The organism is Robbsia andropogonis (assembly GCF_000970345.1).
Classification (GTDB): domain Bacteria; phylum Pseudomonadota; class Gammaproteobacteria; order Burkholderiales; family Burkholderiaceae; genus Robbsia; species Robbsia andropogonis.
This window is the reverse complement of the sequence record NZ_LAQU01000003.1, coordinates 116,025-140,231: the sequence shown is the minus strand read 5'-3', so window position 1 is coordinate 140,231 and position 24,207 is coordinate 116,025. Positions and strand designations below refer to the sequence as shown.

Genomic DNA, 24,207 nt, shown 5'->3' with positions numbered 1-24,207 from the left:
CATCGGTCACGGCAACCAAGTTGTTAAAGGTCACCTTTGGCCGACGCTGCTCCATCTGCCGGGTGTCAGGGTTTCGGCCCGAGCTGTCATTCTGTGATTTGTTGACGAATGGTTGAAGTATCGAAAGTACGGCCATTCCCGCGCGCTTCGCACGCGTTAGCGCGAATCAATTCCCTATGTTCTGATTTATTCAACAGCCTAGCGATAAGGATCGCGCCGAATTGATTGATGCTGCCGCCGTCAAGTCCGAAGGGCCTGTGCCAGCGCCATGGCGGCAAGACGCGCGGTGGCGATAAGCCGATTCAGGCTATGTCCGTTGCGAGCCTGGGTGGACATGCCCGCCATTGTAGTGCTGACGAAATCCGTTAGTTCGTCCGCCACATCGGGATGTCGGTCCGCTATATAGCTACGAATCATGTGTTCGGCAGCATTCTTAACGGCGCAGGCGGCAATGTGCGCTTCAGCGTCGCTGCTATGAATCCCTTCCAGCACCATACAGCCCGTAGCTCCGGGATTGACAGCATAGCGACGAGCCGCCTCCTCAAGCACGGCGCCAAGACACTCAGCCACCGGTTGGTCAGCACGGAGAAGGTCCGTCAAGGGTACAGCGCCTGTGCGAGCGTAGCGTTCGAGGATGCGAGTGTAGAGGCCAGCCTTGTTACCAAACGCGGCGTAGAAGCTCGGTGGATTGATGCCGAGAGCGGCGGTGATATCGGTGATATTGACTGCGTCATAGCCACGTGCGTGGAATAGCTGCTGCGCAACGGCAATGGCCTCGTCGAGGTCAAAACGGCGAGGGCGGCCGCGACGCTTTCCAATATCTGTAATCATTTTTACAAAAATCCTTGACGACGTTCCTGGCGTGTTTATTATGTAAATAATATTACATTAATTGGGGAGGAAACGTGATGTCCTCGTTCCAAGGGAAGTCCGTATTAGTACTCGGCGGAAGCCGTGGAATTGGTGCGGCGATTGTCCGTCGGTTCGCGGCCGGTGGCGCCACAGTGACCTTTACTTATGCAGGATCGCCCCAATCGGCCGAGCAATTGGCGAGCGAAACTGGAAGCACGATGGTTATGACCGATAGCGCTGACCGAGACGCGGTGATTGAGCGGGTCCGCACCACCGGTCCGCTGGATATTCTGGTGGTGAATGCCGGCATCTGCGTTTTTGGTGACGCGCTGGAGCAGGATCCGGACGCCATCGACCAACTGCTTCGGATAAATGTTCACGCACCGTATCATGCTTCCGTCGAAGCAGCGCGGCGGATGCCGGAAGGCGGCAGAATCATTGTGATCGGATCCGTGAACGGAGACAGAATGCCTGTTCCCGGCATGGCTTCCTACGCACTGAGCAAATCCGCCCTACAGGGCATGGCGCGCGGATTGGCGCGTGATTTCGGGCCGCGTGGGATTACGATCAACGTCGTGCAACCAGGGCCAATCGATACCGAAGTAAACCCTGCGGATGGACCGATGAAAGACCTCATGCATAGCTTTATGGCCATCAAACGCCACGGACATTCGGATGAAGTTGCGGCAATGGTCGCGTGGCTCGCCGGACCGGAGGCTGGCTTCGTTACAGGCGCGATGCACACGATCGACGGAGGTTTTGGCGCGTAGTCCCGCGCGTGCAGGGGCGGTTGGTCGCACTTCTCACCAAAGGCTCGTGGCGGTGAGGCACGAGGTCGACGCGTTGCAAATGCATTCCCTTCTTGCCTCATGGCACAGCGGTCCAGATCGACCGGCATGGTTTGAGCAAGAGCACCAAACGCGGTCTGCGCTGATCGCCATTGCGATGCCCTGCGCCACCGTGTAAAGAGGAGGCCTTGCTCCTTTTCTGAAACCACGATAAAAAGGCCTTGACTTAAACTGCACTCGAAGTCCCAACATCCCGAATGTCGATACGCTGAGGCAGCAATGAAGATTGGGGATATCGCACGCCACACCGGGCTGACTGTCCATACGATTCGGTATTACGAAAAAATTGGCCTGCTGCCGCTTGCTCGGAGGGATAGTACAGGGCAGCGGATTTATGAACCCGCCATTCTCGTTTGGATAGCGTTTCTCGGTCGCCTGAAGACGACGGGAATGTCGATTCAGGAGATGCTGCGTTATGCCCGACTACGGTCCGATGGTGTCCAGACCGAAAGCGAACGCGTGCAGTTGTTAGCGGCGCATCGGGATAGTGTCCTTGCCCGCATCGTTGAACTTCAAGCTTGCCTGCTCGTTCTCGACACAAAGATAGCTGGATATACTCACTCTCTCGGGATGAACGATAGTGCAAAACGACATAGCGCACCAGCAGATAAACTCAGAAAGCCGGTTAGAAAGAGGCCGTCGAGTTCTGTCGGAGATTGATGGCGAGGCTGGCGAAAAAGTGATCAGCGCGCTGGCCGATGTCGCGCCGGATTTCGCGCGATACCTTTTCGAGTTTCCCTTTGGAGACATCTACTCAAGACCTGGTCTTGACATCCGTTCTCGTGAAATTGCCACTGTAGCGGCATTGACCGCAATGGGTAACGCGCTGCCTCAACTCAAGGTTCACATCGCTGCGGGACTGAATGCCGGCCTGAGTCGTGGCGAGATAGTCGAAATTATTATCCAGATGTCGGTATATGCCGGATTTCCCGCCGCTCTAAACGGATTATTTGTCGCGAAGGAAGTATTCTCGAATTGAGTCCACGGCATCGTGTGATCTAGCCTGGGTCCTGGACGAGTCCCTTGATGCGGTTTGTAATGCCTTCCCAAGCGAAAGGGTCAACGGTTCCCGCTCCATCCGCCGTACGAAAGCGCCGTTGATTTATCGTCGAACGAAGCATCACCGTGCAGTGCATTTGTTACTTGGACACACCAAGCGCGAAAGTATTGTTCGATACCTTGGCATTGAGATCGACTATGCTCTCGACATGACATAACAGACAGAATTTTAGCTTCCGTTTGGTCGTCCAGTGTCCCGAATTTGGCCGAAAGAGCAATTTGGCGGAGATTCGGTGATCGGCCGAAATCGGATCAGCGTTGGACACTGAGGTGTTGTATCGAGAGTTAACGACCGCCCGGTATGTGCGTGATTTTGATACTCATCTGAGCGTGGCAACGGTTTCTAGCCGGAAGTATCCGATCGCCTTGTTCAGTTGACGTCCCTGATTCTCAAGGGAGGAGGAAGCCGCCGCTGCTTCCTCGACTAACGCAGCGTTTTGCTGTGTTACCTGATCCATTTGTGTGATGGCGTGATTGACTTGTTCTATACCGCGACTTTGCTCGGTCGAAGCCGCTGCGATCTCCGACATGATATCTGTCACCCGCACAACGGCTTGCGTGACCTCGGACATCGTCTTGCCTGCCTCATGTGCAAGAGATGAACCCGTCTGGATCTTTTGTACCGACGTACTGATCAAGTCTTTGATTTCCTTCGCGGCACTGGATGAGCGTTGCGCGAGATTACGAACCTCGCCGGCAACGACTGCAAACCCACGGCCCTGATCTCCGGCTCTTGCCGCCTCCACCGCTGCGTTGAGCGCCAGGATATTTGTCTGGAATGCGATCCCTTCAATAATTCCCGTAATCTCGGCAATCTTGTTTGAACTACCACTGATTTGGTCCATGGTTTCTACCACACGACCCACCACCGAACTTCCACGCTGCGCTACCTCTGAGGCGCTGGTGGCCATGGAGGTCGCCTGTTGTGCATTCTCGGAATTGTGTTTGACCGTCGACGTCAATTCCTCCATGCTGGAAGCGGTTTCTTGTAGCGAAGCCGCCTGCTGTTCTGTACGGGATGACAAGTCGGCATTTCCTGAAGCGATTTCGCCGGATCCCGTGGCAATGCTATCGGCGGCAATTCGGACATCACCGATCAAACGGACCAGGCTGGCCTGCATTACGCCCATCGACGACAGCACGCTGCCGTTTGGCGCGGCGCTGGCCCGCGCGACCGGACTTAGATCGCCATTTGCTATGCGTTGCGTTACTTCGCTGAGTTCTCCCGGTTCCGCTCCAAGCGCGCGCGTGAGGCCACGCGCAATAAGGCTTCCGGCTATCATAGCTGTGGCAAGCGCGCTGATACAGATAAAAATAAGAACGATTCTTTGTTTCGCATAGCTATCGTTATTTTCACGGACGAGGGCCTCCTCTCGGCTTGTCGTGTAACTTGCGTATGCGTCCGTGGCTTTGATAAGTTCAGCCAAAAGCGGCTGGCATTCATCGTTGATTTTAGCGATCGCTTCCTCCCTCTTGTTCGCCAAAGCCAGGGCAACGATGTTTTGTGCTACTACGCTATATTTCGCTTCGATCTGGTTGATGGCGCCGACGAGGCCGAGTGCCTTTTCTGTAACGTCGGCTCCGCTGGAAATCTGCTCGTTCAACTTCCGTAGGTTTGCCTGAACGTCGTCCTGGGCCTCTGCCTCAGCCACCCGCTGCGCTTCGAGATTCGCCTGCTTTGTAGCAAGGGCCATATTGCGTGCGGCAATCGCGCGTCGGTCAACTGCAGTCCGGACGTTGTGCACGGAGTCGGCGCGCGCGCTGATTCCGTTTATATAGTCGGTGAAGCGTTCATTTGCTTCACCTAATAATTTGAGTGCGATAACCGAAACGATTAGCACTGTCGCGCTAAGCAAGCCAAATCCTATGGAGAGTTTCCCTTTGACGGAGATCGTGTTGAAATTCATTTTTAGTTGGCCCATGTCAATCAACCCGATAATCGGTAAATACTACCCCTTGCGAAGACCGAGCCGGAGGGGGTAGGGCAACACCGGCGAAGTGGTTGCTTGTCACAAATGCTTTTACGGTACGATTTATTTTTACTGAAGCCGTCACCCAAGAATTCTTAGCCTGATTTTTGTAGATGTGACACCATCCTCATGTATGGGCCCAGTGTGATGCCGCCGCAGATCATGGGCGACGTCACATCGAAAATCGCTTGAAAACTTGGCTTGTCGACCTTACTGCCGCGCTACGATGAGGTCTAAAGCCTTTGCTTGGTAAACAGCTAACTCTGTCATCTGGCAAGTTGCTGTCTGGTCAATAAAAGTGCCATGATCCATAAAAAAAATCGGTTGCTTGCACATGGCTCAAGAAGTCGCCTTACCTCGGACGAATGTTTCGACGATTATGTGCAGGAAATCAGCTGGCGCGCCAAGCATCCGCATAGTTCAAGAGTGGAGGGTGGCGATAGTGGCGCCGCACTGATATCGATATCTCGGCGGTCCAGAGATTTCCAAGATCAAAAACTTCTGATCGTTAATACATGGTATTTCTTATTAATAAATGCGCCATCTCTGCTGCGAGATACCTGTAATGTTCTCCATGTCGGTCTAGTGTGAACATGGCGGTGTTGGCGGTAAAAAACTGAACTGATATTTCTTCGAGGAGCGGCATCATATTGCGCTTTCGAAGTTTATCGGTAGGCAAGGGTGTAATGCGCCGTTTTTAAAGTGGCGGATTCAACTGGCTTCGATCCGGCAGCATCGCCGTCTCGATTTCCAACCGGACACATGCTAATTGCCCGGCTCGACGCGCTAGGCCGCGAGGGCGGAGCGTTAGCTGGCGTAGCACGGCGAGCAGGCATTAAGGCTTTTGAGCGGAGTCAGCTGCAACATGCGAGCGTTGAGTAGCATGCTGCTCCTCCCTGACCAATTCCACCAACGCCCTGAGTGGGGCGGATGCAAATCTGTTCGAGAAGTACAACTGCGGTCCCTCGAATGTAGGCCACCAGTCATGCAAGACCGCAAGCAGCTCACCGCTTTCCAGATAGGGGTTTAGCCAGTTTCCGAATGTACCGATGACACCGTGCCCTTTGCGCGCGAATCCGATTGCCGCGGAAACACCATCCACGCCGACAATGATGCGGCCGGGCGGATCAATCTTGACTTTCTCCTTACCGCACTCGAATTGCCATTCGACGACAGCGCCGCTCGAAAAACGCAACCGTATACATTCGTGATTCAGCAAGTCGTTTGGATGTTTCGGAACGCCCCGCGACGCCAGGTACCCCGGAGCCGCAGCCCATGCGATTCTCTGATAACGCGGTCCTATTGGCACGGCGATAGTATCTTGCGCCAAATGTTCGCCATACCTGATTCCAGCGTCGCAACCTGCCGCCACGATATCGACGAGTCGATCATCCACCATGATTTCAACTCGCACTTCCGGATGCGCTTCCATGAAGCGGTCGATAATCGGCGGCAGGATATCGACCATCACGGCGCCCGTTACGTTGATCTTCAGACGTCCGCGTACGACATTTCGCGAGCTGGCTGCATCCCGCAGGGCGACGCGCGTTTCTGCTATTAGCGGAGCAATACGGGTAGCAAGTGCGCGCCCCGTTTCCGTCGGCATGACGCTTCGTGTGGTGCGGATCAATAGCGGCACGCCCAGTTGTTGTTCGAGCTGCGCGACCCGTTCGCTCACTGTCGAGGGAGACAGGCGCAGCCTTTGAGCCGCGGCGCGAAAACCTCCGGTATCTAAAACAGCGAGGAAGACCGAAAGCAGATCCAGATTGGATTCGTCATCGTTATTGTTCGGCATGGCGATCAGTCCATTCGATTTTTATGAGATTATCAGAAATTGCCGAACGAATTAAAGAAGCCGGAAACTTATTCTGGAAGAAAACATGAACACCACCAAAACTGTTGTGATCACGGGGGCGAACAGGAGCATCGGCTACGAAACGGCTCGGCAACTCGGTCGGTTGGGTCATCGGATCTGGCTCGGTTGCCGTGATGCGACACGCGGCGAGAAAGCCGTCAAGACATTATTGGCAGAGGGCCATGACGTCCGACTACTGCCGCTCGATATAACCAGGGAGGACAGCGTTTTTGCTGCCGTAGCACGCGTACGAGACGAAGACGGTCGACTTGATGTATTGGTCAACAATGCAGGCATTGCCGGTAATCAGCAAACAGCACCAAGCGAGCAACCGATCGACGATATCCGGGCTGTGTACGAGACCAACGTTTTTGGATCGATTCGTGTGACCCAGGCGTTCGTGCCGCTACTAAAATCCGCTGGGCGAGGCACAGTTGTGATGGTGAGCAGTGGGTTGGGATCGCTTGGCTGGCTGTCTGATCCAGCTAACCAGTTCTATGGCGTCAATTTTCTCGGATACAACACTTCGAAGTCGGCTCTCAATGCTATCGCGCTGGCCTTTGCGAAGGAACTCGCCTCAGCCAATATCAAGGTCGATGCTGTCGATCCAGGCTACACCGCCACCGATTTTAACAACCACTCGGGTTATCGTACGGTGGAGGAGGCTGCAGAAGGCATCGTCTGGCTTGCTACACAAGACCCAACCGGAAAATCGGGGCGTTTCTACTTCGAACGCAATCAGATTCCTTGGTAATGCGTTTATCGCATGCTGCGAATGGCAGCGCGAGAGAAAAGCGCCTCGTTGTGACAGGTCGATCAATTTTGGATGGACGAGGGACCTGAAGCGTCACAATGACGTCCAGTATGCTGATAAGCCGTTGCTTTTCGGCCGCACTATCTTCACGTAGATTAGCGCTCAATGGGTTTCGATGCTTTTTGTGGCTGGAAACAAGTGTCCAACAGGGGGCAACGTTGCCTGAGCGGCCGGCTCGTGCGAGAATCTCCGCTGAAAACCGCGAAAAACGGCTGTCGATCGTGCTGCTCTTGGGCTTCACTATTCATTCGATAGTCGCGTACACGTCACCAAAGCACATCGTGCAAGGTTGGCCAGCGTTTCCCCCGACCCACGTCGGACTTCCTATGAACCTTCGCACAGTCGGTGCGCATGTTCGTAGTTAATGGAACGCGCCATGAACCGCCACCTTGATTCCTTATCTTTTTCGCACCATCCCCGCATTGCGATTATTGGCGCGGGCCTTGGCGGATTGACGCTCGCACGCGTCTTGCACGTGAATGAAATACGAGCAACCGTCTACGAAGCAGAAATGTCGTCTGATGCACGAGCGCAGGGTGGTTTGTTGGACATCCACGAATACAACGGCCAGCTTGGGCTGAAGGCTGCCGGCCTCTACGACGAATTCCTTCGTCTTGCCTTGCCAGGCGAGGATGCCAAGCGTGTTGTTAACAGGTACGGCGACGTTTTGCTCGACAGGCCCGGTTCAAACAGCACAGTCAATCCAGAGGTGGACCGCGGTACGCTACGCCGCCTCCTTATCGCGTCACTTCCTGTTGATGCCATTCAATGGGGCTGCAAGTTCACGAAGGCGACCCACCTTGCTGATGGGCGGCACATGCTGGAATTTGCCGATGGTGCAACTGTCATGACGGACCTGCTCGTTGGGGCCGACGGTGCATGGTCGAAGGTTCGTCCCCTCTTATCTTCTGCAAAGCCGGCGTACACCGGGACGACGTTTGTCTCGATCAGTCTTTTCGACGGAGATACCCGCCACGCAGCCAGTGCAAAAGCGATCGGCAGCGGAACGTTGATGGCGGTTGAACCGGGCAAAGGGATCTTGGCGCACCGTTACGCGAACGGCACGCTGCATACCTACGTCGCGTTGAACAAGCACGAGGCATGGATAGAGGCCATTGATGTCAGCCAACGGACGGCTGCACTGCATCGCCTCGCAAAGGAGTTTGAAGGTTGGGCTCCTGCACTTCGGGCGTTGATTACGGAGGGCGACACTGTTCCCATAGCGCGGCCCATTTACGCACTGCCAATAGATCATCGATGGGCGCGTGTCCCCGGCGTGACACTCGTGGGCGATGCGGCGCATCTCATGTCCCCGTTCGCGGGCGAGGGAGCCAATCTCGCTATTTTCGACGGGGCCGAACTTGCCCAAGCGCTATGCGACCATCCAGGTGACATTGAGTCGGCGCTGACCGCGTATGAACAAGCGCTTTATCGTCGTAGCACCGCCTTTGCTGAACGCACTGCGCAGAATCATCGACGTTTCTTTGGCGATGACGCGCCTCAAGGTTTGTTGGAAATGTTCTCATCACCCTGACAGGTCAACACAGTAGATTCAACTGGTTGTCGCAACCCCTTACTCTCGGGGGGGGGCATGGGTCGTACGGGGAGTGACTTCCACAATTCACGGGGCGCGGCGCTTTGCGCTTGCCTGGTGCGCCGTTGCATCTGAAAGAGGTTGAGCGTTGGCTTGGGTCGCAGGTTGCAACTGGCATCATAAGTGAGAAGGACTGCCGCCGCGGTCGGGGTGTCGCAAGCCACGGGAACGCGCTGGTTTCGCCGACGTGGTGGAATGCCGCTATTTATGGCGCTCACCGCTTCTGTTCAAGTGGTGTCGTATTGTTTTATGAGATGACGCTTGCAAGGGGCTCGCGCGGCATCGCTTTTCAGCCGCTCCGGATTGTCATCATTTTGATTTGCAACGAAATATGACCCACTTGCAGTGCGTCGCTTAAGCTAGTGCGCTCGGCCTCGGATCGGTCGATGAATGAGCCGGAGTCCATTTCCCCTCGACTCGGCGCGCCCACTTCTGAGCCTGTTGCTTTGTATCGAAACTCCGATAAACGGGTTTGTACCCGCTCCGACGGATTTCCGCGCGCCCGTATTCACCGCGTTGACTGATGTATGCCATTCCAGACTCCTGCGAGAGATTGAGTTCGCTTGGTCTGAATTCTTGCGTTCCGGTAGATTTCCGGCAAACACCAGTTTTGGATGGCTCATCACGCCCACGCGAGACGAAAAAAAAGCACCGACGCTTCCGCGTAAGTGCTTGATTTTCTACAGATGAATTCGGTTGGTGGGGCGTGAGTGACTCGAACACTCGACCTACGGATTAAGAGTCCGCTGCTCTACCAACTGAGCTAACGCCCCAACAGAAGCGAGATTATGCACATGAATTTCGACGTGCGCAAGTCCCCGTGGTCAAAAAATTCTCCTATTCGAGATAATTGTTTGTGCGTGTGATATTCAAGCAACGCGTGTGGGGCGATCACGCGACAATATGCATTCCGCTCCCTTTCTACAGGCGTTTGCGATGACGATTCATTCTTACCGGACCCAGATCGTATGGACGGGCGACCGAGGTACAGGCACTTCCGCGTACGACGCCTACACCCGTGATCATGTGGTTCGCATTCCCGGCAAGGTGTCCATCGAAGGTTCCAGCGACCCGGCATTCCGCGGGGATCCTGCGCGGCATAATCCGGAGGACCTGTTCCTGGCATCTCTTGCGAGCTGCCATATGCTGTGGTATTTGCACTTTGCCGCCGTCAAGGGCATCGTTGTCACCGGCTATGTCGATGACGCCGAGGGCACGATGGACGAAGGCAACCTGCGCAAGCCGGGCTGCTTTACGGAAGTGATATTACGGCCACGCGTGACCATCGGCGTTGGTGGCGACGCAGCATTGGCCGCATCGCTACACAACGACGCGCATCACGCGTGCTTCCTGGCGAACTCTGTAAACTTCCCCGTTCGCTGTGAGCCCGTAATCGATCTATCCAACCTGTAGCCGGCATCGGTTCGCTTCACCGCATGGTGCGTCGCTGAATCATCGACGTCGCATCATCGCATCTGGATTGACGATGTTTTCGCTGCTGCCTTGCTCGAAATTCAGCAGCGCGCGAAACGCGTAGTCGAAGTACAGCTCATAGCTCTCGCGTTCGACGTAACCGATATGCGGCGTGCAGATGGCGTTCTCCATCCGTAGCAGCATATTGCCTTGCAGAATAGGCTCCGATTCAAACACATCGACCGCCACCATGCCCGGACGCCCTCGCTGGAGCGCCGCGATCAGCGCGTCTTCCTCCAATAATTCCGCGCGACTGGTGTTGACGAACAATGCGTCCGGCTTCATCAATGACAAGTCGTCGAGCGTGATCAAGCCCCGCGTTTCGTCGGTCAGGCGCAGGTGCACGGTCAATATATCCGCGCGTTCGAAAAACGCTTCTTTCGATGTGGCAATTTCCATTCCGTCCGCCTGTGCCGCACCCAAAGAGTACTCGCGGCCCCAGACCAGCACATTCATCCCGAACGCGCGCCCATAGCCGGCAACCAATCGGCCGATCTTGCCATATCCCCATATGCCAAGCGTCTGCCCCTTCAAAACGCGGCCCATGCCGAAATTTGGCGGCATCGACGCCGCCCGCAATCCCGATTGCTGCCACGCGCCTTGCTTCAGGTTCGCAATATAAAGTGGGATTCGGCGCTGCGCGGCCATGATCAGCGCCCATGTCAACTCGGCCGGTGCCGTAGGTGAGCCTTTTCCTTCCAGCACCGCAATGCCTCGCTCCGTACACGCTTCCAGATCGATATGGCTACCGACGCGGCCCGTTTGCGCAATCACTTTCAGCTTCGGTAACTTGTCCAGCAGCAACTTTGTGATCTTCGTGCGCTCTCGAATCAGCACCAGTGCTTCGCTGTCGGCCAAACGGCTCGCCAGGTGTCCAACGCCGCGCACGCTATTGTTATAGACCGAGACCGTATGGTCGGCCAGCAATGCAAAGGCATCGAGTTTGCGCACGGCGTCCTGATAATCGTCGAGGATCGCAATTTTCAAAACTCTGTCTCCAAAAGCTGCACCGCTTGCACGGCGCCATTTGTTGAACCAACGAATACGTAATTGATGCCGATTTTTGCAATCGATTCAACTTCTTTTACATGCCGTTGCGATATCCGGGTGCCTCGTCGTGGTGCGTCGTTTTCAAATAATTCCGCCTGATTGTCCTGCGAGTAATGGGCAAGCAGAGGGGGGCACTGCACGCAGATACATAAACGGGGGCAAGACCACATCCATTTTGAGGATGGTGACATTCGAATGACGCTTGGCGCGAAGATTGCGTTCCGGAAGCGATTCTTGCGCGGTCGGCCTACTTTCCGAGGATTTTTTCCTGGCTGCACCCGCGTGTCGTGTCCGCCAGCTCCCGTAAATGCGGGCGACGATGTAAAAAAAGCACGGAAATTTACGTCAATACCCGGTTTGACCGCGCCATCGCGATAAGTTTCTTGCTAAGCCAAGCAAATATTGCCGCGAAGGAGGACAATTCGTCTTGTGTTTCGAGGAAATCGGAAGACGCCGCGAGCGCATCCGTTGCGCGACGCTGAATCGGAGTGGTTATGGATCAATTGCAGTCAATGCGCGTATTTGTGAAAGTTGCTGATTTGGGCAGCTTTGCACGGGCAGCGACCCAGCTCGATATGTCCAACGCGGTGGTCACTCGCCACGTTGCGGACCTGGAAGGACGCTTGGGCACCCGCCTTATGAACCGCACGACGCGGAGTTTGTCCCTGACAGAAGCGGGGCAGGTCTACCTGGAACGCGCAAAACAAATTCTGGAAGAACTCGACGACGCGGAACAGATGGTGCTCGAGCGCACGCATGAGCCCGTGGGCACCTTGCGTATCGTCGCACCCGTCGTGTTCGGTATGCACAACCTCGGTCAGGTGCTGACCGACTACACCGGGCGCTTTCCTCGGGTCGTGCCTGATGTGACGTTGGTAGACAGAGGCGTGGACCTTGTCGAGGAGGGGTTCGACGTCGGCATTGCAATCGCTCGTAATATCCGTAGTGCGAGTGTTGTCAGCCGTCGCCTGACAACGGGTTCTCTCGTGGTCTGCGCGTCACCGGATTACCTGGCCCATCATGGCCAGGTCGACCATCCGTCGATGCTGGCCGGACGCGCGTGTGTGACGCTCAATGCCTCGGTCTCGGACGACGAGTACGTGTTCGAAGGCGCGGACGGTGAGACGCGCGTGCGACCGGCCAGTGTGCTGCTGGCAAACAACTACGAAATGTTGCGACAGTTTGCGCTGCGCGGTACGGGTATCGCCGTGCTGCCGAGCTACTTGATCGGGCGGGATCTGGCGGCCGGTACATTGACGGCGCTGCTGACTGACTACCGACTGGCGCCAATCGATATTCACGTCGTGTACCCCAGCCGCCGCTATATGCCGGCGAAATTGCGGACATTCATTGATCATCTGGTTGCGCATTTCGAGGAACCGGTCGAGCAGATCGAGAAATGGGGCGCGCCTATGCAAGGTGTGGCATCACCGCTGTCGAGCGGCGAAGAGGTGGGGACGGCGGCGCACTCTGATTTAGGCGGCAGGGGGGCATTCGACGCAATGCGACTCCACGCCGAAGCGGTTCCAGCGCAGTAAGACGAGGCGCGCCACCCTTCCTGAGTCACCGCAGGTTACCTGCTGGTGGGCCGAGCTGGTAACCCACCGGTACCCGTCCCCCCGTCAATCAGGCATCGCTGGTTGCTGCGCGCTTTGATGCCGCTTTCGTGGCAGCTTTCTTGGCCGAGGTCTTGGTAGCCGTTTTCGCTGCGATTTTCTTCGCGGCAGCCTTTTTTGCGGGCACTTTTTTAGTCGCCATGGCTACGCCGTCATCGTCGTTCGCCGGGGCGCCTTCTTCTGTCGATGTGCTCCTGGCGGTTTTACGCGCAGCCCCTTTCTTGGCGGCCGGATCTTTCTTTTCAAACTCGAAACCGACGGTGCCATCCTTCTGACGGACCAGGAAGGCCTTGAAGTTCCTGCCCGTCCGCGACGATTTGAAGTTCGTCAGTAAGTCGGTTCTGCCTTCCGGCCCCAGCAGTTTCGCCATCTGTTCGCGGCTCATTTCCTGCTGCAGAATAACCTTGCCGGACCGGAAGTCGCAGGCACGTGGTTGAGCGACGTATTTCTCGCACACATAGCTCATCCCGTGCTCGAACACACGACTACTGCATTTCGGGCAGGCACCAACCGGTTCCTGGTCGGAGAAATCAGGCGGTTCGCCACCTTCCTCGCCGTTATCCTGGCCGAAATCGAATTCAAGCTTGTAGTTCTTCGTATCGCTGTCTTCCACCAGCTTCAAGATAGCGGAGAACGGACGTCCCATCTTGCTGCGGAATCCCGACAGCGGCCCTATCTGTTTCTCGCGCAGCAATTCCTCGGCTTCTTCAATTTCAAATTGACGACCGCCGGGGATTTTCGAGATCGAGAATTCGCACTTCGTACAGGCAAAGCGGCGATAGTTTTCCTTCACCACGCCACCACAGTGCGGACAAGGCGTCGACAGCGTGGCGTAATCGCCAGGAATCGTATCCGAGTCGTATTCCTTTGCTCGCTTGACGATGGTCTGCGTCATCTGCGCGATTTCGCGCATGAACGCATCGCGCTTCAACAAGCCGCTTTCGATCTGCGACAGCTTATGTTCCCATTCACCCGTCAATTCGGGCTGCGTCAATTCCTTGACGTCCAGGCCGCGCAAAAGCGTGGTCAACTGGAACGCTTTTGCCGTGGGGATCAAGTCCCGGCCTTCACGGATCAGGTATTTTTCCGCGAGCAGGCCTTCGATGATGGCCGCGCGGGTGGCCGGCGTGCCCAGGCCCTTTCCGGCCATGGCTTCACGCAGGTCTTCGTCCGTCACCAGTTTTCCGGCGCCTTCCATTGCCGAAAGCAGCGTCGCTTCGTTGTAGCGCGCCGGTGGTTTGGTAACCAGTCCTTGCGCGGTAACGGAGTCCGCTTTGACCTTCTCGTCCTTTGCAACGGGGACCAGGTTGGCGTCATCGCCCTGGGCTTCCCGGCCGTAGATCGACAGCCAACCTGGCGACACCAGAACCTTGCCTTCGGTCTTGAAGCGATGACCGGCAATTTCGGTGATCCGCGTGGTGACCTGGAATTCGGCGGCGGGAAAGAATACGGCGAGGAAACGTTTGACCACCAGGTCGTACAGCTTCTGTTCCGGTTCCGACAGGTTCTTCGGCGGCTGCGTGGTCGGGATAATCGCAAAGTGATCGCTGATCTTCGAGTTATCGAAAATCCGCTTGTTCGGTTTTACCCAGCTCTGATCCAGGATCTTGCGTGCATGCGGGAGGTAGTTGTTGTCCTCCTTCAGCATCTCAAGCGTGGTCTTGACCGTAGGGATATAGTCTTCCGGCAGTGCGCGCGCATCGGTACGCGGGTAGGTCAATACCTTGTGGCGTTCGTACAGCGCTTGCGCCAGACCCAACGTATTCTTCGCTGAGAAACCAAAACGGCCGTTTGCTTCCCGCTGCAAGGTCGTCAAATCGAACAGCGCCGGCGACATCTGTGTCGACGGTTTGGCTTCCTCGGTCACGGTGCCGGTGCGATCACGACACGCCGCCACCACCGATTCCGCCGCAGCCTTATTCCAGAGTCGCGAGTCGCGTTGTTCCGGGTCGAACTCGTCCTTCTTGAACTTTGGATCGAACCAGCGCCCCTGATAGAAACCGGCGGCGCAGACGAATTCCGCATGCACTTCCCAATAGTCGCGCGGGACGAAACGACGAATCTTTTCCTCGCGTTCGGCGACGATCGACAGTGTAGGCGTTTGCACCCGGCCAACGGTGGTAAGGAAGAAGCCGCCGCCTTTGCTATTGAATGCGGTCATGGCGCGCGTGCCGTTGATGCCAACGAGCCAGTCCGCTTCCGAACGGCAACGCGCGGCATCGGCCAGTGGCATCATCTCTTCATCGGTGCGCAGCCGGGCAAACCCCTCGCGTATCGCCCCTTGCGTCATCGACTGCAGCCAAAGCCGTTGCACAGGCTGCTTCGCCTTTGCATGCTGCGCGATGTAGCGGAAGATCAACTCGCCCTCGCGCCCGGCATCACAGGCATTGATAAGGCGGTCCACGTCCTTGCGCCGTATCAACCGCGACAGGACCTTCAGACGGGACTCGGTCTTCGCGATCGGATTCAAGTCAAAGTGCGGCGGAATCACCGGCAGGTGCGCGAAGCTCCATTTGCCGCGCTTGACGTCGTATTCCTCGGGAGCGGCGATCTCGAGCAGATGGCCGACTGCCGATGACAAGACAAAGTCATCGGATTCGAAGTACTCATCATGCTTTGTGAAGCCGCCAAGCGCCCGCGCGATGTCATTCGCGACAGAAGGTTTCTCGGCAATGATCAGAGCTTTGGACATGATGGACGCTATTCTATATACAGGGCTGACGCCAGGGGTAACGTGTCGGACCGCGAGACTCCGGTACCGTAACGCCATGGGGTCACACCGTTTCGACGCTTTATAACACAACCGACGACGATCAAAACATTCACCGCCTCAATCTTCCTTGCCGTTTGCGGTTCCGCTTTACGCTTGCGGGCCGATCCGGCCTGCCTGCACACCGGCGAAATCGACAGGTGGTTGTTGGGTTTAGACTGCCAACGCAGCGCGCAGCGTCGGGGCCGTACCGTTTCCCGGCAACTGCGGCACTTCGTTCAGTAGCCGTTCGAGGATACCGCGTTGCGGCAACAGTGTTCCGGCAAACCGAGTCGCAACCGCATCCTCAATGACGATCGTCGGGAAATTCTCGACATCGAATGCGTCAACCCGATCTGCCTGATTTTCAACATCCACCCACAGGAAACAATACTGTGGGAACGTCTTCGCCAGTCCGGTGAAGACATCGCGATAATCGCGGCAGGATCCGCACCACTGCGCGCACAGGCAGGCTACCAGGGTCGCTCCGGCGTCAAGCCGGGCGCGGATAGTCGTCTCGTCGTCCGTATTGTCCAGATCAAATAGCACGCTCGTCTGCCTCGGTCTGTCTTGGGGCGGAATCTGCCGCCGACTCTACCACGTTTCCCGTGGCTGCCTGAATTGCGCCAACGCTGGTTTCGCGGGCGTGCTTCGGGGATGAGGTTGATTTCAGCACGTTCCGCTGTACCTTGCATCGTCCGGGCGCGTGCAATCGCGTAAAGCGCCCGCCACTGTGGACGACGATGCCATCGATCTCATAGCTGGCCAACGTCGCCGCGACCGCTGCTGCCGGCAGCCCCGTGCGAAGGCAGAGCATATCGAGCGTGACGGCATCATGCCCCAACGCTGCCAGCACGGGCTCGTCGCTCGGCCATGCATCGATCGTCCGTGCGGCAAGGACGGTGCTGGCCCGGTGGTGTGCCCTGACCGCCACGTGATCGTTGTTGGCATCAATGCCGACCACGCTAACCGTTTGATCCGCACGAGCCGGAGGGATCGAGCGGCAATGCATTTGTACCGGGCTGCCGTTTGGGGTGTGCGCCGGTGATGCTGCTGGAGTGGATGTGGGCCGCGGTAGCGTTCCGCTGCTGAAAGCCTCGGCGATGGGAGGCAGCGTGTCGATGATGTCTTCGACGCATTCGACGAGCGTGGCGCCGTCCTTAATCAGGGCGTGACAGCCCCGCGCCTGCGGCGAGAAGATGGAGCCAGGCAGCGCGAAAACGTCACGGCCCAGCTCATTGGCCAGTCGGGCCGTGATCAACGATCCGGATCGCAACGCCGCCTCCACGACCACGACACCATGCGCCAGTGCGGCGATGAGTCGATTTCTCTGCGGAAAATGGGCGGCTTTTGGTGGGGTGCCCAATGGCCATTCGGACAGCACCGCGCCATGCTGGCCAATCGACTCGCTTAATGATCGGTGGCATGCCGGGTAGGCCTGGTCAATCCCCGTCCCGATGACCGCGATGGTACTGATGGGCACCGATTCCGGCATGTCCCTGCGATACGTCGCAAGGTAGGTGCTGCCGGGCAATACCGCTCGGTGGGCGGCGGCATCGATTCCCTCGGCGAGTCCGGAGACGATGGACCACCCGCGCGCGCCGAGCGCTGCCGCGAGAAACGCAGCTGATTCATTGCCTTGGGCGCTCGCGCGACGGCTGCCGACAATGGCGATCATCGGCTGATGCAGCCAATCGATATCTCCCAGTACGTACAGCAATGGAGGCGGGTCTTCCAAATGGCGTAAGCGCGATGGGTAATCGTCGTCGAGCAACGTCAGCAGGTGTCGTCCCGGCGCGCGCAGCCAGTTTTTGAGCGTTGCAACGCGCGACATCGCATCCTGAGGCAGCGCCGGGTGTGCCGCGCCAGCGCTTATCGCTAATGTTCCTGCCATTGACCGCACGGTGCGTGCGATCCACTGCTGGGCAAAATCCGTAGGCCTGGGCTGTGCCGCCGCGTCGTGGACCGCGCCGATGGTGCGTTTTTGGCAGTCAGCGGCGAATGCCCGCCGATAGCGCAAAGGAAGCGCGGCGATGTCGAGCCAGGCGGTAATCTCGCGGTCATCAGCCCAATCCAGCAAATGGCCCTTGTGCGCCACCCGTGACGAGGCGAGCGATTCTCCAGGATAGGGTAGGCTATCGGTGCCGGGCGGGCGCGTAGAGCCTGGTGACTGTGCCGCGGTGCCATCGGGTGCGTCAATTGTGCCGCCCGCATTGCATAGCGTGCGTGCTTCCTTTTTCATATCGACCTCCCCCATCGGCTCCCGCAGCGTTCTGTTCGGTGGTGGGGTCCCTTACGAGGGCAGGAGCGTCGTGTCATGGCAGTGTGTCCTTGGCGGCCGTTGTCTCGATTGGTTTGTTGGTTGGTGGTACCCGCCTGCACCGTTTCCTCCTGAGGCTCTCTGTTTGAGCGGCAGGCTGATCGACGCTTGCGTGCGCCTGCTCCCGTGATCTCTGTGGCGCTTGTCGTCACGTTGCCTGCGAACATCGCTTGCGGTCCAGGCTGCGACCCAACGCAGCCCTGCGTGATGATGCCTTGTACAAACAGACTGTTGCATGAACGCGACGGCAGGCATGCTAAACTTGTCGATTCGAAAGGTAGGCAAAAAGCGCGCGCCGTGGCTTGTATGAACGCCGTAATTACGCGGCAGTCGACTCGAGGCAATAGACCGTTCAGGTTATGGCTGATCGATCGCATGGCGCGCACATTGCCGAGGCAGGTGACATCATGGCGTTGTTGAACATATTGAAATACCCGGACAAGCGACTGTACAAAGTGGCCAAGCCGGTTGTGGCCGTCGATGACCGGATCAAGACGCTCATTCGGGATATGGCGGAGACGATGTATGACGCCCCCGGCGTTGGTCTGGCGGCGACGCAGGTCGACATCCACGAACGTGTTATTACGATCGATGTGTCTGAGGCACGGGACGAATTGATCGTCCTGATCAATCCCGAAATCATTTGGGCGAGCGAAGAACGCAAGCTGAATGAAGAGGGTTGCTTGTCCGTGCCCGGCATCTATGACAATGTCGAGCGTTCCGAGCGGGTACGGGTAAAGGCACTCGACGAAAAAGGCCAGTCGCGAGAAATCGAGGCGGAAGGTCTGCTGGCCATCTGTATCCAGCACGAGATGGATCACTTGCTGGGCAAGGTGTTTGTAGAGTATCTGTCGCCGCTGAAGCAAAATCGGGTTCGTACCAAGCTGAAGAAACAGGCTGCGAACGTCTGACGTCGCGCTCGCGCGATTTTCGGGCGATGTGCCCATTTTGCCTTGCCCGGATGCCTGTTCCATGTCTCATACGTCTCCTTCTCCTGCTCCCGGGGATCTCGATCAAGCCCCGTCGATGGGTGCGCCGATAAGTACCGGGCTCCGCGGGGTCGACGCTGCCAAGCATGCGTTGCGCGTGATCTTTGCCGGAACGCCGGAGTTCGCCGCACAGGCACTGGTGGCAATTCACAACGCGGGTTTTACTGTGCCGTTGGTACTGACACAACCCGATCGTCCGGCAGGGCGGGGCATGAAGTGTCATCCCAGCGCGGTCAAGCGAGAGGCGTTGGCGCGCAGGTTGCCTGTCGCGCAACCGACGTCGTTGCGCCTCGACGGGCGCTACCCCGAGGAAGCCGCCGCCGCCAATGCTTTGTTGAACGCCACGCCGCACGATGTCATGGTCGTGGCAGCGTACGGCCTGATTCTGCCGCAATGGGTACTGGACCTGCCCCGGTTCGGCTGCATCAATATCCATGCGTCGCTGCTGCCCCGTTGGCGCGGCGCGGCACCGATACAGCGCGCGATCGAGGCAGGGGATGTCGAAACCGGTGTCACATTGATGCAAATGGATGCGGGCCTTGACACCGGTGCGATGATTTCGCGTGTCACGGTGCCGATCGGTGCTCGCACGACCACGGCGTTGCTTCATGATGCATTGGCGGAGGCCGGGGCGGCCGCCATTGTCGCGACGCTTTCGGAACTTGAGAGGGCGGGGCACCTGAACGCCACGCCGCAACCTGGCGAGGGCGTCACGTACGCCGAGAAGATCTCGAAGGCGGAAAGCGCATTGGATTGGGGGCGGGACGCTCATGCGTTGACTCGCCAGATATTGGCATTCGATCCGTTTCCCGGTGCGACCGGCGTGCTTGACGGTGTCACGCTGAAGATCTGGGCCGCCGAGCCTGCCGACGACGTTGCAAACGCCGCCGCGGAGCTTCCAGGCACAGTGCTGCGTGCAGACGCTTCCGGGCTGGTGGTTGCTTGCGGCGCGCAGCAGGCAATTCGATTGTTGGCATGCCAGAAGCCGGGCGGCAAGCGCTTGGCGGTACGGGAATTCCTCACGGGCTTTCCGGTCTCCGTTGGTCAGCGATTCATAGTGAACCCATCGTAAGCGGGCCTGTCGCGTCGTAATAGTCGGCCAGATGGCCGAATTGCCGCGGGGCCATCATCACCGTAGAATCGCGTTGACCAGTCAGCCCCGTACTGCGTCCGTGGAGAAGTCATGTTTGGCATCACGCATTTTTCATTGTTCATCCTGTCGTGCATCGCGTTGTCGGTCACGCCCGGGCCGGATTCCGCTTTCATCGTCGCGCGTAGCATCAGCAGTGGTCCGCGGGCCGGCCTGGCCTCGGCATTGGGCATCATCACCGGTTGCTGTGTCCATTTGACGTTGACCGTCCTTGGTTTGGCCGCATTGCTGGCCGCATCGGTGCAAGCCTTCACGATCGTCAAATGGGTCGGGGCCGCTTATTTGATTTGGCTCGGTATTCGCATGTTGATGACGCGGCAAGCGGTACGTGGGCAATGGCGAGTATCCACCCCGGCAGGCGATGCGCCGCCGCACCTGCCCGGTCAGTCCGCTGTCCCGGTCCCGTCAGCCGGCGTACAAGGCAACGATGTCCCGGTGCAAATGCATCGCCTTTTCTGGCAAGGCTTCGTGACAAACCTGTTGAATCCCAAGGTCGTGTTATTTTTCGTCGCCTTTTTCCCTCAGTTCGTCGAGCCGACGCTTGGCGATAAGCGCCTCGCGTTCCTGGTGCTGGGGCTTGTCTTTATCGCGATATCACTGATTTGGAATACGGGACTCGCATTGGTTGCAGGACGACTCACGCGCCGCGTGGCGTCCAATCCCTACATCAAGCGCTGGATTGATCGTGCCGTCGGTAGCCTTTTCGTCGGCTTGGGTGTCCGGCTCGCATTGATCACGCGCTGAGCGCCCGTCACCTCGTTTCAGCCTCCCACCGAGGACCTCGCATACAAAATTTCCGCGACAGCGTTTCATACGCGTGTTGCGGCGTATTGCTCGGTAGCGTAAGGGATTGAAATTTTCTATTTCGCCCTTATCTAACAAAAACCTTACAATACAACGTCGGTCAACATGCCATATCTTCAGTGATGTGGCGGGTCGATCGACAGCGAGCGCCCGCGGGGCGCCTATTTCGGAGTCGAACAATGTTCAACTGGGTGAAGACTGCAGCGTTGATGGCGGGCATTACCGCGCTGTTTGTCGTAGTTGGCGGCGCGATTGGTGGTCATCGTGGCATGGTCATCGCGCTGGTGATTGCCTTGGGCATGAATTTCTTCTCTTACTGGTTTTCGGATTCCATGGTGTTGCGGATGTACAACGCCCAGGAAGTCGATGAATCCACGGCGCCAGAGTTCTACCGGATGGTTCAGGAACTGGCGCATCGCGCCCAATTGCCAATGCCGCGTGTGTATTTGATCAATGAAGATGCCCCGAATGCTTTTGCAACCGGGCGTGATCCCGAGCATGCCGCTGTCGCGGCCACCACCGGCATCCTTCGCGTGCTGTCCGAACGAGAAATGCGCGGCGTGATGGCGCATGAGTTGGCGCACGTCAAGCACCGGGACATCCTGATTTCAACGATTTCCGCGACGATGGCCGGTGCCATTTCGGCGCTGGCTAATTTCGCGATGTTCTTTGGTGGTCGCGACGAAGAAGGACGACCGACGAATCCGATCGCGTCGATTGCGGTGGCGATTCTCGCGCCGATCGCGGCATCGCTGATTCAGATGGCGATTTCACGCGCCCGGGAGTTCGAGGCCGATCGCGGTGGTGCGGAAATTTCGGGCGATCCAACCGCCTTGGCATCGGCACTGGAGAAAATCCACGCCTATGCGAGCGGTGTGCCGTTCCCGACGGCCGAGGCACATCCGGCTACCGCACAGATGATGATCATGAATCCATTGTCCGGCAGTTCCGTCGCCAAGCTGTTCTCGACCCATCCGGCAACGGAGGAGCGCGTCGCCCGCCTGATGCATATGGCGCAGACGGGTCAATACCCGGCCTGAACGATACCGTCGGCCTGTTCGGCAATGCCTGGCAAATGCGTCGCGTCCCATGTTGGTACGCACCGTTTGTAATATTCGTGGGTAGTGCCTTATCGTGGGGGAAGGGCATGGTGGACGGTGACCGGAGTAGAATGCGCGGTTCCAGCATCACAGACTGTCGCTTCCGATGACCGAACGTTCCTCTGCCTCGCCAAGACCTGCACGTAAGACATTGGGTGCCCGGTCTGACCGGCCATCCAATCGTCGTGCTAATGCAGATCGCGGCGCGGGTGTCCGCTCGCCTAAGCCTGGCGGGAAAGGGCCCGCAGGCCCTGCCAGGCATAAAGGTGCATCCGGTGCGACGCACGGTGCCGTTCCCTCGCGCGCGCCCTTATCGACGCCTCCAGTCGCACGGCAAATGCATGCGGAAGGTTTGCCGGTGGATTCCTTGGCGTTTGCACTCGATGTCGCGGCCAGCGCCGTTGGTGCTGTTCGTCAAGGCGCGTCACTGCCATCTGCCTTGCAGACGGCCTTCCAGGCCCGTGCCGCAATGACGGCGCACGCTAGTGTATCGGCGGATCATGCGTCCAGCGATTGGCGCGGTGCGTCGCAAGATATCGCCTATCGCGCCATTCGCGCATTGGGCTTGACCGATGCGCTGATCGCCGAAATGGTCGCAAAGCCCCCCGCGCCGCCGGTGCGGGACTTACTGGCGTGTGCGTTGACGTTACTTGTCGCGGCGGACGATGCGTCCATAGCCGTGGCCGGTGACCAATCAGTCGCTCCCGTCCATGCCACAACCGATGAACGTGACGCGGCATCCACCGTGCTTGCTACATCCGAGTCATCGTCATTCGCCTCTCTCGAGACGCCGCGGGCGCAGACCGCCGCGCCGTTCGGGCGAGCGGCGCCGTACGCTGCCCATACCGTGGTCGATCAGGCGGTCACTGCCGCGGCGGCGGCGGAAGATACGCGCTTTGCACGCGGTATGGTCAATGCCGTGTTGCGGACTTTTTTGCGAGAAGCCCCCGTTCTGCGCCAGCGTGTGGCGCAGCAGCGCGTTGCGCGTTGGAGCTATCCGGAATGGTGGATCGACGCGGTGCGGCGCGCTTGGCCGACGCAATGGCAAGCCATCCTGGAAGCGGGCAATAAACCCGCGCCGATGACCTTGCGTGTCAACACGCGCCAATCCAGTCCGGACGCGTACTTGGTCACGCTGAGTGAAGCCGGCATAGTCGCGTACCCCGCGGCGCCCTCGGGTGTAAGGCTTTCGCGTGCCGTGCCGGTGAATCGGCTGCCAGGATTCTCGCAGGGTGCCGTGTCGGTGCAGGACGCGGGCGCACAGCGCGCCGCATTGTTGTTGGATGTGCGTGACGGCATGCGCGTTCTCGATGCCTGTGCGGCACCGGGCGGCAAGACGGGCCATCTGCTGGAGCTGGCCGATATCGAGCTTGTGGCACTGGAGAGCGATGCGGGCCGCGTGCCACGGATCACTGAGAACTTGCAGCGGCTGGGCATGCACGCTGACATCCGCATTGGCGATGCCGCCCGCCTTGAGGATTGGTGGGATGGTCGTTCGTTCGACCGCGTTCTGGCCGATGTACCCTGCTCAGCTTCGGGGATCGTACGCCGACACCCGGACATCCGCTGGCTTCGCCGCCCGGCTGACATTGGCGTATTGGTGCAGACGCAGCGACGTATTCTTAACGCCTTGTGGCAGACTGTGGCGTCGGGCGGCGAATTGCTCTACGTCACATGCTCGATATTTCCGGAAGAAGGCGAGGAACAGGCGCGTTGGTTTGAAGGGGGCCGCCAAGATGCGGTACGATTGGATGCCCCAGGGCAATTGACGCCGGTTGTCGCGGCATCCGGGTCCGACGCGGATCATGACGGTTTTTTCTACGCGCGTTTTCGAAAACGGTGACTTTTTTCCGCGTTCTCCTTCGTCAAGCGCGGTGCGCTCGGCGCGCCTTCGCAGCACTGCTTGCCGTGCCGCTGCCCGCGCCGATCCGCGCCGTGGCGCCGTCGCATGCACGGCGCAAATG

The 24,207-nt window shown here is 58.0% G+C and carries 18 protein-coding genes, 1 tRNA gene and 3 pseudogenes; 14 read left to right on the top strand and 8 right to left on the bottom strand.

Going from position 1 to position 24,207, the window contains the following annotated elements; translation table 11 throughout:
* Positions 1–240: 240 nt before the first annotated feature.
* A complete protein-coding gene (locus WM40_RS04260; RefSeq protein ID WP_046152245.1) occupies positions 241–831 on the bottom strand; it encodes a TetR/AcrR family transcriptional regulator in 591 nt (196 codons plus the stop codon).
* Positions 832–908: 77 nt separating this feature from the next.
* Between WM40_RS04260 and bdcA the strand changes: the two genes are divergently transcribed.
* The 4 genes and pseudogenes from bdcA to WM40_RS31130 all read left to right on the top strand — a co-directional run.
* A complete protein-coding gene (gene bdcA, locus WM40_RS04255; protein ID WP_046152244.1) occupies positions 909–1,622 on the top strand; it encodes an SDR family oxidoreductase in 714 nt (237 codons plus the stop codon).
* A 297-nt stretch (positions 1,623–1,919) separates the two neighbouring features.
* Positions 1,920–2,360: a MerR family transcriptional regulator gene (locus WM40_RS04250; protein WP_024903486.1), complete on the top strand. Its 441-nt coding sequence runs from the start codon at positions 1,920–1,922 to the stop codon at positions 2,358–2,360.
* Entirely contained in the window at positions 2,308–2,679 is a 372-nt protein-coding gene (locus WM40_RS04245; RefSeq protein WP_201779119.1) for a carboxymuconolactone decarboxylase family protein, read from the top strand. Before WM40_RS04250 ends, WM40_RS04245 begins: the two co-directional genes overlap by 53 nt.
* Positions 2,680–2,773: 94 nt before the next feature.
* A pseudogene (locus tag WM40_RS31130) lies at positions 2,774–2,917 on the top strand (integrase); the annotation flags it as partial.
* Between the two features lie 189 nt (positions 2,918–3,106).
* Here the strand turns inward: WM40_RS31130 and WM40_RS04240 are convergent.
* Positions 3,107–4,666 (bottom strand): annotated as a pseudogene (locus WM40_RS04240) (methyl-accepting chemotaxis protein); the annotation flags it as partial.
* Between the two features lie 898 nt (positions 4,667–5,564).
* Positions 5,565–6,524, bottom strand: a complete 960-nt coding sequence (locus WM40_RS04235; protein ID WP_046152243.1) for a LysR family transcriptional regulator — start codon at positions 6,522–6,524, stop codon at positions 5,565–5,567.
* An 85-nt stretch (positions 6,525–6,609) separates the two neighbouring features.
* Between WM40_RS04235 and WM40_RS04230 the strand changes: the two genes are divergently transcribed.
* From WM40_RS04230 to WM40_RS32740, 3 genes and pseudogenes are all read left to right on the top strand, one after another.
* Positions 6,610–7,338 (top strand): SDR family oxidoreductase, encoded by a 729-nt coding sequence (locus tag WM40_RS04230; protein WP_024903482.1) that lies wholly within the window; start codon positions 6,610–6,612, stop codon positions 7,336–7,338.
* A 436-nt stretch (positions 7,339–7,774) separates the two neighbouring features.
* On the top strand, positions 7,775–8,932 hold the full coding sequence (locus WM40_RS04225; RefSeq protein WP_024903481.1) for an FAD-dependent oxidoreductase: 1,158 nt from the start codon (positions 7,775–7,777) through the stop codon (positions 8,930–8,932).
* Positions 8,933–9,036: 104 nt separating this feature from the next.
* Positions 9,037–9,205: pseudogene (locus WM40_RS32740) on the top strand (IS30 family transposase); the annotation flags it as partial.
* A gap of 484 nt (positions 9,206–9,689) precedes the next feature.
* Here the strand turns inward: WM40_RS32740 and WM40_RS04215 are convergent.
* Positions 9,690–9,765, bottom strand: a tRNA-Lys gene (locus tag WM40_RS04215).
* A gap of 163 nt (positions 9,766–9,928) precedes the next feature.
* Here WM40_RS04215 and WM40_RS04210 point away from each other — a divergent pair.
* Positions 9,929–10,405 carry an OsmC family protein gene (locus WM40_RS04210; RefSeq protein ID WP_024903479.1) on the top strand — a complete coding sequence of 159 codons (477 nt, stop codon included), beginning with the start codon at positions 9,929–9,931 and terminating at the stop codon, positions 10,403–10,405.
* Between the two features lie 39 nt (positions 10,406–10,444).
* On the opposite strand, the gene WM40_RS04205 is transcribed toward WM40_RS04210, so the two are convergent.
* On the bottom strand, positions 10,445–11,452 hold the full coding sequence (locus WM40_RS04205) for a D-2-hydroxyacid dehydrogenase family protein (RefSeq protein WP_024903478.1): 1,008 nt from the start codon (positions 11,450–11,452) through the stop codon (positions 10,445–10,447).
* 557 nt (positions 11,453–12,009) lie between these two features.
* Between WM40_RS04205 and WM40_RS04195 the strand changes: the two genes are divergently transcribed.
* Positions 12,010–13,053, top strand: a complete 1,044-nt coding sequence (locus WM40_RS04195; RefSeq protein ID WP_024903476.1) for a LysR family transcriptional regulator — start codon at positions 12,010–12,012, stop codon at positions 13,051–13,053.
* 88 nt (positions 13,054–13,141) lie between these two features.
* On the opposite strand, the gene WM40_RS04190 is transcribed toward WM40_RS04195, so the two are convergent.
* The 3 genes from WM40_RS04190 to dprA all read right to left on the bottom strand — a co-directional run bounded on the left by WM40_RS04190 (position 13,142) and on the right by dprA (position 18,122).
* On the bottom strand, positions 13,142–15,823 hold the full coding sequence (locus WM40_RS04190; RefSeq protein ID WP_046152240.1) for a DNA topoisomerase III: 2,682 nt from the start codon (positions 15,821–15,823) through the stop codon (positions 13,142–13,144).
* 231 nt (positions 15,824–16,054) lie between these two features.
* Positions 16,055–16,429 (bottom strand): thioredoxin family protein, encoded by a 375-nt coding sequence (locus WM40_RS04185; protein WP_052738163.1) that lies wholly within the window; start codon positions 16,427–16,429, stop codon positions 16,055–16,057.
* Positions 16,419–18,122 (bottom strand): DNA-processing protein DprA, encoded by a 1,704-nt coding sequence (dprA, locus tag WM40_RS27665; RefSeq protein ID WP_162199032.1) that lies wholly within the window; start codon positions 18,120–18,122, stop codon positions 16,419–16,421. The genes WM40_RS04185 and dprA overlap by 11 nt, the downstream gene beginning before the upstream one ends.
* Positions 18,123–18,607: 485 nt before the next feature.
* Between dprA and def the strand changes: the two genes are divergently transcribed.
* The 5 genes from def to rsmB all read left to right on the top strand — a co-directional run bounded on the left by def (position 18,608) and on the right by rsmB (position 24,086).
* Positions 18,608–19,111 (top strand): peptide deformylase, encoded by a 504-nt coding sequence (gene def / locus WM40_RS04175; RefSeq protein ID WP_024903472.1) that lies wholly within the window; start codon positions 18,608–18,610, stop codon positions 19,109–19,111.
* Positions 19,112–19,226: 115 nt separating this feature from the next.
* Positions 19,227–20,261, top strand: a complete 1,035-nt coding sequence (gene fmt, locus WM40_RS04170) for a methionyl-tRNA formyltransferase (RefSeq protein WP_024903471.1) — start codon at positions 19,227–19,229, stop codon at positions 20,259–20,261.
* Positions 20,262–20,372: 111 nt separating this feature from the next.
* The gene (locus tag WM40_RS04165; protein WP_024903470.1) at positions 20,373–21,083 is read left to right on the top strand and encodes a LysE family translocator; all 711 of its coding nucleotides are present in this window, start codon (positions 20,373–20,375) and stop codon (positions 21,081–21,083) included.
* 239 nt (positions 21,084–21,322) lie between these two features.
* Positions 21,323–22,183, top strand: coding sequence for a zinc metalloprotease HtpX (gene htpX, locus WM40_RS04160; protein ID WP_046152239.1), 861 nt, complete (start codon positions 21,323–21,325; stop codon positions 22,181–22,183).
* 418 nt (positions 22,184–22,601) lie between these two features.
* Entirely contained in the window at positions 22,602–24,086 is a 1,485-nt protein-coding gene (rsmB, locus tag WM40_RS04155) for a 16S rRNA (cytosine(967)-C(5))-methyltransferase RsmB (protein WP_236693378.1), read from the top strand.
* The last annotated feature ends 121 nt before the right edge of the window (positions 24,087–24,207 follow it).

Coding starts and splice junctions, on each gene's coding strand:
- WM40_RS04260 (WP_046152245.1), bottom strand. CDS start 831: ATGATTACAGATATTGGAAAGCGTCGCGGCCGCCCTCGCCGTTTTGAC.
- bdcA (WP_046152244.1), top strand. CDS start 909: ATGTCCTCGTTCCAAGGGAAGTCCGTATTAGTACTCGGCGGAAGCCGT.
- WM40_RS04250 (WP_024903486.1), top strand. CDS start 1,920: ATGAAGATTGGGGATATCGCACGCCACACCGGGCTGACTGTCCATACG.
- WM40_RS04235 (WP_046152243.1), bottom strand. CDS start 6,524: ATGCCGAACAATAACGATGACGAATCCAATCTGGATCTGCTTTCGGTC.
- WM40_RS04230 (WP_024903482.1), top strand. CDS start 6,610: ATGAACACCACCAAAACTGTTGTGATCACGGGGGCGAACAGGAGCATC.
- WM40_RS04225 (WP_024903481.1), top strand. CDS start 7,775: ATGAACCGCCACCTTGATTCCTTATCTTTTTCGCACCATCCCCGCATT.
- WM40_RS04210 (WP_024903479.1), top strand. CDS start 9,929: ATGACGATTCATTCTTACCGGACCCAGATCGTATGGACGGGCGACCGA.
- WM40_RS04195 (WP_024903476.1), top strand. CDS start 12,010: ATGGATCAATTGCAGTCAATGCGCGTATTTGTGAAAGTTGCTGATTTG.
- WM40_RS04190 (WP_046152240.1), bottom strand. CDS start 15,823: ATGTCCAAAGCTCTGATCATTGCCGAGAAACCTTCTGTCGCGAATGAC.
- dprA (WP_162199032.1), bottom strand. CDS start 18,122: ATGAAAAAGGAAGCACGCACGCTATGCAATGCGGGCGGCACAATTGAC.
- def (WP_024903472.1), top strand. CDS start 18,608: ATGGCGTTGTTGAACATATTGAAATACCCGGACAAGCGACTGTACAAA.
- fmt (WP_024903471.1), top strand. CDS start 19,227: ATGGGTGCGCCGATAAGTACCGGGCTCCGCGGGGTCGACGCTGCCAAG.
- WM40_RS04165 (WP_024903470.1), top strand. CDS start 20,373: ATGTTTGGCATCACGCATTTTTCATTGTTCATCCTGTCGTGCATCGCG.
- htpX (WP_046152239.1), top strand. CDS start 21,323: ATGTTCAACTGGGTGAAGACTGCAGCGTTGATGGCGGGCATTACCGCG.